Annotated in this window: 20 protein-coding genes and 1 pseudogene; 16 read left to right on the top strand and 5 right to left on the bottom strand. The window is 72.1% G+C overall.

Annotation, left to right across the window (positions count from 1 at the left end; all coding sequences use genetic code 11):
- The 9 genes from ACGF1Z_RS31335 (at window position 1) to ACGF1Z_RS31295 (ending at window position 4,994) form a co-directional block, all read left to right on the top strand.
- Complete coding sequence (locus ACGF1Z_RS31335) at window positions 1-570, top strand: hypothetical protein (RefSeq protein ID WP_393009419.1); 570 nt, start codon at window positions 1-3, stop codon at window positions 568-570.
- Entirely contained in the window at window positions 567-992 is a 426-nt protein-coding gene (locus ACGF1Z_RS31330; RefSeq protein WP_393009418.1) for a hypothetical protein, read from the top strand. Before ACGF1Z_RS31335 ends, ACGF1Z_RS31330 begins: the two co-directional genes overlap by 4 nt.
- Entirely contained in the window at window positions 976-1,518 is a 543-nt protein-coding gene (locus ACGF1Z_RS31325; RefSeq protein WP_393009417.1) for a hypothetical protein, read from the top strand. Before ACGF1Z_RS31330 ends, ACGF1Z_RS31325 begins: the two co-directional genes overlap by 17 nt.
- A gap of 31 nt (window positions 1,519-1,549) precedes the next feature.
- Window positions 1,550-1,801 carry a hypothetical protein gene (locus ACGF1Z_RS31320; protein WP_393009416.1) on the top strand — a complete coding sequence of 84 codons (252 nt, stop codon included), beginning with the start codon at window positions 1,550-1,552 and terminating at the stop codon, window positions 1,799-1,801.
- 85 nt (window positions 1,802-1,886) lie between these two features.
- Window positions 1,887-2,498: a hypothetical protein gene (locus ACGF1Z_RS31315; RefSeq protein WP_393009415.1), complete on the top strand. Its 612-nt coding sequence runs from the start codon at window positions 1,887-1,889 to the stop codon at window positions 2,496-2,498.
- A 320-nt stretch (window positions 2,499-2,818) separates the two neighbouring features.
- Window positions 2,819-3,229, top strand: coding sequence for a hypothetical protein (locus ACGF1Z_RS31310; RefSeq protein WP_393009414.1), 411 nt, complete (start codon window positions 2,819-2,821; stop codon window positions 3,227-3,229).
- On the top strand, window positions 3,226-3,708 hold the full coding sequence (locus ACGF1Z_RS31305; RefSeq protein ID WP_393009413.1) for a hypothetical protein: 483 nt from the start codon (window positions 3,226-3,228) through the stop codon (window positions 3,706-3,708). The genes ACGF1Z_RS31310 and ACGF1Z_RS31305 overlap by 4 nt, the downstream gene beginning before the upstream one ends.
- Window positions 3,709-3,710: 2 nt before the next feature.
- On the top strand, window positions 3,711-4,148 hold the full coding sequence (locus tag ACGF1Z_RS31300) for a hypothetical protein (RefSeq protein ID WP_393009412.1): 438 nt from the start codon (window positions 3,711-3,713) through the stop codon (window positions 4,146-4,148).
- Window positions 4,149-4,244: 96 nt separating this feature from the next.
- Entirely contained in the window at window positions 4,245-4,994 is a 750-nt protein-coding gene (locus tag ACGF1Z_RS31295) for a hypothetical protein (RefSeq protein WP_393009411.1), read from the top strand.
- A 9-nt stretch (window positions 4,995-5,003) separates the two neighbouring features.
- On the opposite strand, the gene ACGF1Z_RS31290 is transcribed toward ACGF1Z_RS31295, so the two are convergent.
- The 5 genes and pseudogenes from ACGF1Z_RS31290 to ACGF1Z_RS31270 form a co-directional block, all read right to left on the bottom strand.
- Window positions 5,004-5,204, bottom strand: a complete 201-nt coding sequence (locus ACGF1Z_RS31290; RefSeq protein ID WP_393009546.1) for a hypothetical protein — start codon at window positions 5,202-5,204, stop codon at window positions 5,004-5,006.
- 57 nt (window positions 5,205-5,261) lie between these two features.
- Window positions 5,262-5,558, bottom strand: a pseudogene (locus tag ACGF1Z_RS31285) (GIY-YIG nuclease family protein); the annotation flags it as partial.
- A 42-nt stretch (window positions 5,559-5,600) separates the two neighbouring features.
- Window positions 5,601-5,804: a hypothetical protein gene (locus ACGF1Z_RS31280; RefSeq protein WP_393009410.1), complete on the bottom strand. Its 204-nt coding sequence runs from the start codon at window positions 5,802-5,804 to the stop codon at window positions 5,601-5,603.
- Between the two features lie 164 nt (window positions 5,805-5,968).
- Complete coding sequence (locus tag ACGF1Z_RS31275) at window positions 5,969-6,481, bottom strand: DUF6221 family protein (protein WP_393009409.1); 513 nt, start codon at window positions 6,479-6,481, stop codon at window positions 5,969-5,971.
- Between the two features lie 2 nt (window positions 6,482-6,483).
- Window positions 6,484-6,705 (bottom strand): hypothetical protein, encoded by a 222-nt coding sequence (locus tag ACGF1Z_RS31270; protein ID WP_393009408.1) that lies wholly within the window; start codon window positions 6,703-6,705, stop codon window positions 6,484-6,486.
- 123 nt (window positions 6,706-6,828) lie between these two features.
- Between ACGF1Z_RS31270 and ACGF1Z_RS31265 the strand changes: the two genes are divergently transcribed.
- From ACGF1Z_RS31265 to ACGF1Z_RS31235, 7 genes are all read left to right on the top strand, one after another.
- The gene (locus tag ACGF1Z_RS31265; protein WP_393009407.1) at window positions 6,829-7,038 is read left to right on the top strand and encodes a hypothetical protein; all 210 of its coding nucleotides are present in this window, start codon (window positions 6,829-6,831) and stop codon (window positions 7,036-7,038) included.
- Window positions 7,039-7,235: 197 nt separating this feature from the next.
- The gene (locus ACGF1Z_RS31260; protein ID WP_393009406.1) at window positions 7,236-7,547 is read left to right on the top strand and encodes a hypothetical protein; all 312 of its coding nucleotides are present in this window, start codon (window positions 7,236-7,238) and stop codon (window positions 7,545-7,547) included.
- Window positions 7,547-8,398 carry a protein transporter Sec31 gene (locus ACGF1Z_RS31255; RefSeq protein ID WP_393009405.1) on the top strand — a complete coding sequence of 284 codons (852 nt, stop codon included), beginning with the start codon at window positions 7,547-7,549 and terminating at the stop codon, window positions 8,396-8,398. The genes ACGF1Z_RS31260 and ACGF1Z_RS31255 overlap by 1 nt, the downstream gene beginning before the upstream one ends.
- A complete protein-coding gene (locus ACGF1Z_RS31250) occupies window positions 8,398-8,562 on the top strand; it encodes a hypothetical protein (protein ID WP_393009404.1) in 165 nt (54 codons plus the stop codon). The genes ACGF1Z_RS31255 and ACGF1Z_RS31250 overlap by 1 nt, the downstream gene beginning before the upstream one ends.
- Before the next feature lie 7 nt (window positions 8,563-8,569).
- Complete coding sequence (locus ACGF1Z_RS31245) at window positions 8,570-9,076, top strand: hypothetical protein (RefSeq protein ID WP_393009403.1); 507 nt, start codon at window positions 8,570-8,572, stop codon at window positions 9,074-9,076.
- A complete protein-coding gene (locus tag ACGF1Z_RS31240; protein ID WP_393009402.1) occupies window positions 9,076-9,699 on the top strand; it encodes a hypothetical protein in 624 nt (207 codons plus the stop codon). Before ACGF1Z_RS31245 ends, ACGF1Z_RS31240 begins: the two co-directional genes overlap by 1 nt.
- Window positions 9,699-9,878: a hypothetical protein gene (locus tag ACGF1Z_RS31235; RefSeq protein WP_393009401.1), complete on the top strand. Its 180-nt coding sequence runs from the start codon at window positions 9,699-9,701 to the stop codon at window positions 9,876-9,878. Before ACGF1Z_RS31240 ends, ACGF1Z_RS31235 begins: the two co-directional genes overlap by 1 nt.

Below are 9,878 nucleotides of genomic sequence, written 5' to 3'. Positions count from 1 at the left end.
ATGTACCCGACCCTGATCCGCACCCCCGGCCTTGCCAGGTTCACCGCTCACGTGGACGACGAGCGCCAGGCCCAGCTCGCCAAGTTCGGCGACCAGCACCACCCCGACGGCACCGGCGCCAAGTACTACGTGGGCATGGCCGACCAGGCCCGCGAGGACACCGAGAACGCGGCCGAGTCCGTGAACGGGCCTCGCTGGTCGCTGATCCTGCTGGAGGAGGTCTACCAGGCCCTCGCCGAAGCGGACCCCGCCCGGTTGCGGGCCGAGCTGGTCCAGGTCGCCGCGGTCTGCGCGGCGTGGGCGCGGGACATCGACAGCCGGCCGCATCCGATGGTGTGCGCGCACTGCGGGGAGCAGATCGAGACGAGCGAGATCCGGAACACGTGGTCCGGGCCGCTGAAGGTGCCGGGCGTGCCCGAGTGCGCCTCACCTCGGTACCACATCGACCGGCCGGAGTGCCGGGCCGCGTCGGGTCGTGCGTGCGACGAGCAGAAGGCCGCGCACCAGGCCCGGACTGCGGTCCGGACGCCGGATCCGGCTGTCCGCGCTGGTCAGGACGACGCGTCGTGAGCGCCCCGGACAGCGTCCGGACAGATCCGGACCTCGCCGAACTCGCGCCGCTCGCCCAGGTGATCGCCCGGACGCTGCGGGACACCCCGATCCGGCTAGGCGACCCCGACACCACCCCGACCCTGGTCGGCGCGCTGACCGTCGCCGTCGCCGCGTACATCGGAGCCGAGGTCCTCCCGCCCGGAGCGCTCGACCAGGCCCGGCCCCTCGCCGTCGCCTTCGACGTCGAGATCGAGCGCAGCCCTGGGCAGTGGACGACGTTCTCCCTCGACTGCCCCCGGACTGCGGCCCTGGAGTGGTCCGCGTCCGCGGAGGAGAGCAGTGGCCGGCGGGCGCGCGTCATCCGCCGGACCACGATCACCACGATCGAGCCGCAGCCCGCCCGGGCCGAGGGGAGCAGCGCCGATGCCGATCCGGCCTGAGAACCGCGGCCGTTACCCGGCCGACTGGCCCCAGATCAGCCTCGGCATCCGCACCGGGCGCGCGGCCGGCCGCTGCGAGTGCCTCGGCGAGTGCGGCCGCGGCACCCACACCGGCCGCTGCCCCAACGTGAACGGCGGCCGCGCCTACGGCACCGGCTCCCGCGTCGTGCTCACGGTCGCGCACCTCGACCACACCCCCGAGAACTGCGACCCCGGCAACCTCCGCGCCATGTGCCAGGGCTGCCACCTCCACTACGACCGCGACCACCACCGCCAGACCGCCGCAGCCACCCGGCGAGCAGCCCGCGAAGCCGCCGGCCAACTCGCCCTCGACAACTTCCAGGAGCACAAGATGCCCGACCAGTCCAACGCCCCGGCCCTGTCCCTTCCGGCGATCAACACCGCATGCCCGGCCTGCGGCTCACAACCCGGCGCCCTCTGCACGTCGCACAACGGGACCCGGCTGCGCCGCGACACCGTCCACCAGGCCCGCACAGCCGCTCACAAGCAGCACCCCGCCATCTGATCCGGCTCCACCCGACCCACAGGAGCAGCACATGCGCATCGCCATTACCGAGACCGGAGCCATCGAGGTCACCTTCTCGCCTGCGGAGGCCGAAGCCATCCGCGACGACCTCGGCGGCATCCCGTTCACGAAGGTCACCCCGGCGGGGGACAAGCTCCACAGCTTGCTGGAGGCCGTCACCGGCGCCGAGAAGACCCCGGCCAAGAGCTACGAGGAGCTGAAGGCCGAGTGCAACGCCGCGATGGCCGATGCCGACGTCGCGTCCCACCCGAGCCGCATCTGACCCCGCGCGCAAGCCGTCCGCCCGCAGGCAGCGCGGGCGGACGGCCACCCCGGACCCTACCCAGCCGACCACCAGGAGCATGACCATGACCGACCAGACCCTTCGCCGCGAGATCGCCGAAGCCTTGCTTGCCCGCATCAAGCAGGCCGTGGTGGAACCCGCGAGGCCCTGGAGCGGGGCGACCACGTCTCTCCTCGCCGCCACCGAGTACGACCTTGCCGACGCCGTCCTCGCCGTCCGGGACGCCGCCCGCCAGGCCACCGGACAGCCGGCCGCCGACGAGGCTCCGTTCCCGGCCTGCGGGAGCCACTCGCTGCCGATCTCCACCGGCGAGTTGGTCCGCTGCGTGCTGGTCACCGGGCACGCCGGACAGTGCCAGAGCGCCACCGATTTCCCCTACGTGTCGTGGCCGAACCCGTCGAACGGCGTGTGGAACCCCGCCGCTGGGCTGGCCGCGTGCGGGTGCGGCGAGCCTGGGACGTCCGGCGTCGTCCACCGGCCCGACGGGCCCTGCTACGTCGACGACACAGCTGCCGGGCTGGCCGCGCCCACCAACCACGACACCGAGACCCGCGCCGCCGTCCTCCGCGAAGCCGCCGACGCGATCGACGCCACGTTCACCGGCTTCGGCATTGACCGGTACGTCCGCCACGGAGCCGACCTGCTCCGCCGCATGGCCGCCGGGGCCGAGTCGTGACCTGGTGGGCGTGGCTCCTCCTCGGCTGGCTCGCCGCGCAACCCCTGTTCGCCGTCGCCTGGCACCGGTTCGTCACCTGGCAGAAGGGCGGCACCCCATGACCGCCCTCCTCCACCTGCTCGCCTACGTCGCCCTCACCGCCATCCTCGCCGGCCTCCCCCTCGGCACCTGGACCCGGAGCCATCGATGACCCTTCTCGCCCGCATCCGCATCGCCGCCTCCCACCTCCGCCGCGCCCTCCGGGCCGAATGCCCCGCCCAGTGCGGTGAAGGCCACACGTACCGCTGGCCGTGCGCCGGCGCCCCGACCCGGAGCCCGCGATGAAGGGCCGCGTCCCGCTGGACGACCTCACCAGCGACGCCCTCGACCAGCTGTACGCCGAGCGTGATGCCTGGGCCGCCAAGGCCGAGGAGCGGCTCAGGAGAGTCCTCAAGCAGAGCCGCCTCTTGCAAGAGCTCAAGCGCGACAACTTCGCACTCCGCATGGACCTGTTCTCGCTCCTCGACGGGCGCCTCGGCGACATCGGCCCCAGCGACATCGAGCCTGGCGCAGTTAGACGCGCCGCCCTCGACGAGCAGCAGGAGAAGCCCGCAGAGGCACCCGCCCGCGCACGTTGCCGATGCCGCCACGCCCGTGACCTCCACACCGGCGACGACTGCGCGGGATGCACAAGAGACGGCCTGGGCATACTCGCCAACCACGCGTTCATCGCCACGCCGGAGCAGACGTGACCGCCCGCACCGGCGCCGGCCGCTACACCCGGGCCGCCGACCGCAAGGTCCGCCGCCGGGCCCTCGTCGACCTCCTCACGCGCCTCGACCGACTCACCCCGGCCGAGACCGCGCTCCTCGTCGACTACGTCGAGACCGAGCTCGGCGCTTCCGACGCCCTCCGCTCCTCCCTCGTCGGCGTCGAGCGCGCCCTCCAGCAGCGCGACGAGCAGCTGCTCGCCGCCGAGGCCGCGATCGTCGAGATCGAGCAGGACCGAGACCGCGCCCTCGCCGCACACCACCACCAGGAAGGCCCGATGGCCAACACCGAGCACGTACCCGACCTCTGCCCCAACTGCGGCGGCCTCACCGTCATCCGCTGGGACCGCCTCGAAGGCGTCTCCGGCATCAGCATCGACGGCCAGCCCCTGCCCGCCGCAAACCTGTGGGTCGCGGAGCAGCCGGGCCCCTGCAAACCGCCCACCACGAAGGAGCACTGACCATGGCCGACACCACCGAAGCCGACCGCCGCGGCGAACTCGCCGACGCCGTGACCGCCGAAGCGAAGCGGCTGCTCGAACGACGCACCACCACACTGCGCGGGCGCGCCGAACGAGCCGAAGCGGAGCGGGACGGCGCGTACCGCGAGCGCGCCCGCCTCGTCGCCCTCATCGCGGGAGGTCTCGCCGAGCAGGCCGTCGTCGCCCCGGCACCCGACGTCGAAGAGCCCGGATGGCAGATCCTCTACGCCACCCTCCACGGCCGGCAGTGCTCCTGGCACTTCTCGCCCCGCGACGCAGACCTCATCGAGCACCTGGAGCACGTCCCCGCCAACGATCCCCGCGCGCAGTGGGACGGCCACACCACCGAAGCGAAGTACGAGCACATCGACCACCTCGCCCGCGCCCTCGGAACGCCCGGCCCGTTCGCCGGCCGCTGACACGACGAAGGGGCGCGCCTCACGACCTCCCCAGGCCAGGCACGCCCCATCCGGTGCGACCACCGTACCCCCAGCACACGCCCCACGGAGCGCACCATGACCACCCTCACCACTCCGCAGCAGTTCGAGCAGATCGCCCGCCTCTGGCCCGATCTCCGCAACGCCCTTGCCGCGCCCACCCAGCACTCCTGGCCCCCGGTCGAGCTTCGCGGCTACCTCCAGGCCATGGAGCGCCTCGACATCGACGACCCCACCGCCTACAACGCCGCCCGCCGCGAGCTCGAGCGCGACCCGGCTCAGCTCGGCGTCCGGCCCATCCCCATCAGCCTCGCCGTTCACGACACGATGCGCGCCGTCGAGGCCGCCCTCCTCGACACCGCCGACCGCATCGCCCGCTCCGTCCAGCGCACCCCGATCCAGCCGCCGGCCCCCGCCCGCGCCTCGTACGCCCAGAGCCGCGGGGAGCGCCTCGCCTGGGAGGACCGGGCGCGCCGGATCCGCGCCGCCCGGGCCGATGCGTGCGACCCCCGCCGCTGGCAGCCGCAGCAGGGCCGGACAGCGATCCGGGCCGCCCTGTGGCTGTCCGGACGGGCCGCCGGACTGTCCGGACCGTTCCGTCCGCTGTCGGATGTCGAGCAGCAGCACGTCGCCAAGGTCGCGGCCGGCGCCCTCGCGCGCGTCGAGCGGGCGCTCGACCTCGCCGACGCTCAGCGTCAGCTGTCCGCCGACTACGCGTGCCAGTGCGGCGGGCAGTTCGAGATCTACGGCGGGAACGGGGCGCGGCCCTGCGCCCGCTGCAAGGGCTGCGGCGTCCTCGTCCACGAAGGCGGCGTGGTCGCGGCCTGACCCGGCCTCTCAGTCCCGTTGCCGTGCAGCCAGCAAGACGGCGAGCTCCGCAGGAGTCAGAGCAGCGTCACGCAGCTGGGCCCTCCAGATGGCTCGGGCCAACCAGTAGCGCGACGCCACGTCGGTGTCCTCCCACCAGAAGTCGCCCTCGGGCAGGGCCGGGTGGTCGGGGACACCGGCGGGCAGCGCCGGCCTCCGGCCCCCGGTCATGTCTCCCCAGGACTCCGCATTGTGCAGGGGCAGTTCCGTCCGGACGGTCGCACGTTCCGCCTGGTACGCGCTCGTGCGATCGGGAAACCACTGCTCCTGGCGCTCTACGACCTGGGACCACCACCTGTGCTTCTTCCGGTGCTCCTTCCACCTGCGGGGAAGGTCCGAGCTGATCCCTACGTAGAGCAGCCGGCCGAAGACGTCGAAGAGGCGATACAGGCAGGTCGGCGCCGCATCCAGCTGGGTCCGTCGCTCGTCGAGCGCAGCCTCGTGACACCGGCTGCATGCTGGTGACGGTTTCCAGGACTGCCAGCTGATGGCGTCGGGCCCACCGCAGACCGCGCATCGTTCCATAGGGGGATCGTGCCGTACGGGGCTGACAGCGCCGGCCCCGACTCAGGGGCGACACACCTCGGGGCCACCGCCGCGCCAGTCGATCGGCGGCCAGTCCTCCGCATCCAGCCACCCGGCGCGGCGCAGGAACTCCACCACATCGGTCATGCCGAAGGCGCGCCCAACGATCTGGGGGCCGATCCGGACTGTTCGCCCGCCGTCCTCGCCGGGCGGCATCACCACTACGTGCGGCTGCTCCTCGTCCATACGGCCCACGCTCAACCCGGACGCGCCCGAACGCATCCGGATAGGGCCGGACGGCGGAAGGACCGGGGAGCACCGACGCCCGTCGGCGGATGTCGGCGCTCACCCTGCCCGGACACACAACGGCCCCCACCCGAAGTGTCCGGGCAGGGCCGTCAGGGGCTCGGCTACGGGCGCCACGCCTCGTCGTAGTCGGCGTGGCTTGCATACGGCAGGGCAAGGGCCTTCCAGGTCAGGCAGTACCCGAAGCCGTGCACCTCGCCCGTGTCCATCTCGGCATGGCAGTTCGCGCAGCCGAACGGGAAGTACGGGCCACCGACTTCCCTGCCTCCCACTGCGGGCCGCGGGTACGTCTCCGGCTGGATCGGGTGATCGGCGAGCAAGAGCCGCTTGCCGTCGACCTCGGCGAGGACCCGCGCCGGATCATGACGCGCGATGTGGGCGGCGTCCGCCATGCTCTGCGGGTGGTCGGCCGGTCCGGTGCCAGCCACGCAGCCGGTGAACGGATGCGGCCCACCGTGGCCTACGAACTCCAGCCCTTTGGACAGGTCGTAGGTCACGAAGGCCTCGGTCTCCAGCCACTGCTTCCCGGGGTTGTGCCACCAGGGCCCAGGAGTGGCCGCCTGTGCCGCACGCTCGTCCTCGTCGAGGCGGGCGGTCAGGAACTCCACCAGATCCACAGTCACTCCCCTGCTGGCTGTTCGGCTTCGGCCGCGCGGACGATCTGCCGGATCTGCTCCCGCGACCACCCGGTACGGCGGGCGACCTCGGCCTGCGCTCCGCGCTCGTCTGTCGACCGGAGCACGGCGAGGACTTCGGCCGTGAGTTCGGCGCGCGCCCTGTCGAGTGCTGCCTCGGCTCGCCGGTAGCGCCGGGCGGCTGCGTCAAGGGCGGTGGTGTCCATGGCGGACATGATGCCACGCGATCAGCCAACCCGGTAGGCCAACCCACTTGACAATAGCCAAGAGGATTGGCCAAGCTAGTTGACACAAGGGGCCGCCAAGACCCCCTCCGAAAGGACACCCTCATGGACCTCACCACCGGTTCCCAGATCCGCATCCGCCGCTTCAACGCCCAGGGCGGTCTCCATTTCGACAAGGTCGGCCGCGTCCTGGAGAGGGACGGCCGCTGGTTCCGCTTCCAGGACGAGAACGGCCGCCGTGCCTGGCTCGACGCCGACCCGACCGCCATCGGCCGGACCATGACCGGCTGGAGGCAGACGTACGAGGTGCTCTAGCACCTCACCCCAAGGGTTTCGCAGCATGCGGAACCCCGAACAGAACCACCGGCCCTGCGCCGGTAGGCCCGCCGGCCCCTTCCGGCGGGCGCGCGGTTCGATTCCGCGGCAGGGCACTTCCCACACACAAGACGGCCCCGGCAGGAGTTCGCACCTCCAGGCCGGGGCCAGCCACCCCTGACACGACAGGAGCAGGCATGCCCGAGCGTACCGACCACCCGACCGCGGACGAAGCCCTCCGCCGCGCCCGCACCGACCAGCCCATCCGCGAATCCCTCCTCTGGATCGCCACGCGGCTCGACGCCCGCCGGCCGTACCACTACATGACCCCCGACGGCCGCACCGCCATCGCGCTCACCGCCGCCACTACCGCGCACCCCGCCGACGACGCCGCCGCCGAGGAGCTCGAGCGTCAGCTCCTGCTCCGCATGCCCACCGTCGCGAAGGGGACCACCCGCGGCGACTACGCCGAGACGCTGCGCCGCGCGGCCGGGAAGGGCGGAGCCTGATGCGTACCCGCACCGAGCGCCGTGAGCGGCTCGTCCCCCACACCGTTGACGGTCAGACGGAACTCGTTCCCGAGCCGTACGACATCGAGGTCCCCATCCCGCCCCGCGACTGGGACCACATCGTCCTCATCGCAGCACTCGGCATCGTCGGCGCGGGTCTCCTCATCGTCGTCGTCTGGTCGACTGCGTCGATCGGCGAGCTCCTCGTCCGCACCGACGTCGCTGCCGTCGTCGCCTACGGGGCCGCCACCGGGTTCAGCCTCGGGTGGATCGTCTGCATGGCGCTGGAGTGGCTCGCCCGCTACGACCCCGTCCGCGTCCGCAGGCCGAGGAAGGCCGGCCACGTCTTCCTCGCCGCCGATATGGCCGCGGTCTGCGTCCACGGCTGGGTCGCCGACTCTCTGAAGGTCGGCATCATCGGAGCAGTGCTGTCGGGTGGCGCGAAGGCCCTGTGGACGCTGCTCCTCGACCACCAGGCAGCCCCGCTCGACCCGCGCACTCAGCAGTGGGTGAACATCCGACGGGGCAAGATCGGCGGGCGCCTCGCCCTGGCGGCGAGCCTGCGGCAGCTCGGCCGCGTAGAGAAGCAGGCCCTCGCGCTTGAGGGGGCGCTCCGGTCCATGCCGGACGCCAGTCCGGACGAGCAGCCGAACCCGGCGGACGGTCCGGACGCCGCAGTCCTGCCGATGGCGCGCACCCCCTTGACCACGAAGGACGCCGTCCGGACCGCGTGGGACTCCGGTCTCCGCGACGAGGACCAGATCCGCCGGGCGGCCAGCGGAGCGCTCGGCAAGGCCATCTCACCGGACACCGTGAGCCGCTACGTCCGTGCTCTGAAGGTCGGCGCCTGATGCTCGCACTCATCGCCTTCCCGACGCTGGCGCTTCTCGCCTTGGCCGCCCTCCTGGCCCTGGCCGACCCGGCCGACCGCTACGCCCCCGCGCTCCCCGCCGTGCGCACCCTCGCCCTCATCGCCACCGCGGCCGCCTACGTCGCCGCCCTCTTCAACCACTGAGGCCCCCATGCCCTACACCGTGATCAGCCTCGGCGGAGTCGCCACCGGCCTGGGCATCATCGTGATGTTCGCCATCCGCTGGTACTTCAGGGAGGGGCGCAGCTACATCGCGCTCATCCCGTTCGTCTTCGCCCTCCTCTACGGCATGCTCGCCGCCCTCTCCGCCTACAACTCGTTCTCCGCCCTCGGCGCCATCACCTGGCTCGGGATCTGGGCAGGCAACTTCGCCGGCCACATCGGTCTCGTCTGGGGAGTCGGAGGAGAGGACCGCGACGTCACCCGGGCCACGCCCCTCGTCCTCGACTCCGGAGGCTACGTGGTGCTGTTCCTGCTGACCCTGGTCATGATCGGCCTGTTCATCTGGGCGAGGAAGCACATCCCGGCCGGAAAGATCGCCGCCGGGGCCCTCGCCGGGGCACTGCTCTCCCTGGCCGGCACCATCGCGGGCATCGCCGCCGTCCCGCTCGCCTCCGCCGTGAACGCCATCGGCTCCCCGATCACCACCTACTTCTGATGACCGACACCACCGCCCCCGTGACGGGGGAGGAGCAGGCGCCCGGCTGGTCGGACGAGCGCAAGGAGCGCACGGCCAGGGGCTGCCTGCTCGTCATCGCCACAGGAGTCGGCGGAGCGTTCTGCGTCGCCGTGCCGGAGGTCGCCTACTACGTGGCCGGCCTGGGGACCGTCGCCGTGGTCCGCAAGGTCCGTGGCCTGGTCGTTGGCCGCCGCGGTGCCGCAGCCGATGAGGACGTCGTCGACATCGTCGGCGTGCTCCATCAGCTGTCTCCTGGCGGCACCTCGAACGTCCGCCTCACCCAGATTGTCGAGTCGACCGGCCTGCCCGACACGAAACCGGTCCGGGCGCTGCTCGCCCAGGCTGACATCCCGATCAAGGAAGTCCGCACGGGCGGGAAGGTGGGTCAAGGCGTGTACGCCACCGCTATCCCCCTCTCCTGCGGGGCCCCTTCTGATGGTTGTTGGTGCGCTGTGACCAGCAACAACAACACCGACAACAGCCCGGAGGAGGGGCCCCGAGAGGGGTTGCGTGTAGACGCCATCGGCCAGGCCGGGCTCGTCGTCACCGACCCCACCGAGACCCAACGACGCCACACCAAGACCCCCGCGAGGAGCACCTGATGAGCGCCTACGACGACATGACCAACGCCGACGTGTTGTCGGCCGACGAGCTGTACGAGATGGACCGGGCCGATGAGTACCGGCTCGATGCGGCAGACGAGGAGAGGTGGGCGCTCGAAGCCGATGAGCAGCGCGACGCTGACCCGTGGCTCGGCTACGCCGACGGTGAGGAGCGCTGA

It is taken from the genome of Streptomyces sp. NPDC048018 (genome assembly GCF_043202995.1).
Classification (GTDB): domain Bacteria; phylum Actinomycetota; class Actinomycetes; order Streptomycetales; family Streptomycetaceae; genus Streptomyces.
The sequence above is the reverse complement of the archived record's forward strand: the minus strand, read 5'-3'. Positions and strand labels throughout refer to the sequence as shown.

Excerpts from the sequence above, each read along its gene's own strand:
- ACGF1Z_RS31280 (WP_393009410.1), bottom strand. The coding sequence starts at position 5,804 with ATGGACGAGGAGCAGCCGCACGTAGTGGTGATGCCGCCCGGCGAGGAC.
- ACGF1Z_RS31255 (WP_393009405.1), top strand. The coding sequence starts at position 7,547 with ATGCGTACCCGCACCGAGCGCCGTGAGCGGCTCGTCCCCCACACCGTT.
- ACGF1Z_RS31310 (WP_393009414.1), top strand. The coding sequence starts at position 2,819 with ATGAAGGGCCGCGTCCCGCTGGACGACCTCACCAGCGACGCCCTCGAC.
- ACGF1Z_RS31260 (WP_393009406.1), top strand. The coding sequence starts at position 7,236 with ATGCCCGAGCGTACCGACCACCCGACCGCGGACGAAGCCCTCCGCCGC.
- ACGF1Z_RS31240 (WP_393009402.1), top strand. The coding sequence starts at position 9,076 with ATGACCGACACCACCGCCCCCGTGACGGGGGAGGAGCAGGCGCCCGGC.
- ACGF1Z_RS31245 (WP_393009403.1), top strand. The coding sequence starts at position 8,570 with ATGCCCTACACCGTGATCAGCCTCGGCGGAGTCGCCACCGGCCTGGGC.
- ACGF1Z_RS31270 (WP_393009408.1), bottom strand. The coding sequence starts at position 6,705 with ATGGACACCACCGCCCTTGACGCAGCCGCCCGGCGCTACCGGCGAGCC.
- ACGF1Z_RS31300 (WP_393009412.1), top strand. The coding sequence starts at position 3,711 with ATGGCCGACACCACCGAAGCCGACCGCCGCGGCGAACTCGCCGACGCC.
- ACGF1Z_RS31295 (WP_393009411.1), top strand. The coding sequence starts at position 4,245 with ATGACCACCCTCACCACTCCGCAGCAGTTCGAGCAGATCGCCCGCCTC.
- ACGF1Z_RS31290 (WP_393009546.1), bottom strand. The coding sequence starts at position 5,204 with ATGACCGGGGGCCGGAGGCCGGCGCTGCCCGCCGGTGTCCCCGACCAC.
- ACGF1Z_RS31265 (WP_393009407.1), top strand. The coding sequence starts at position 6,829 with ATGGACCTCACCACCGGTTCCCAGATCCGCATCCGCCGCTTCAACGCC.
- ACGF1Z_RS31335 (WP_393009419.1), top strand. The coding sequence starts at position 1 with ATGTACCCGACCCTGATCCGCACCCCCGGCCTTGCCAGGTTCACCGCT.
- ACGF1Z_RS31235 (WP_393009401.1), top strand. The coding sequence starts at position 9,699 with ATGAGCGCCTACGACGACATGACCAACGCCGACGTGTTGTCGGCCGAC.
- ACGF1Z_RS31320 (WP_393009416.1), top strand. The coding sequence starts at position 1,550 with ATGCGCATCGCCATTACCGAGACCGGAGCCATCGAGGTCACCTTCTCG.
- ACGF1Z_RS31325 (WP_393009417.1), top strand. The coding sequence starts at position 976 with ATGCCGATCCGGCCTGAGAACCGCGGCCGTTACCCGGCCGACTGGCCC.
- ACGF1Z_RS31250 (WP_393009404.1), top strand. The coding sequence starts at position 8,398 with ATGCTCGCACTCATCGCCTTCCCGACGCTGGCGCTTCTCGCCTTGGCC.
- ACGF1Z_RS31315 (WP_393009415.1), top strand. The coding sequence starts at position 1,887 with ATGACCGACCAGACCCTTCGCCGCGAGATCGCCGAAGCCTTGCTTGCC.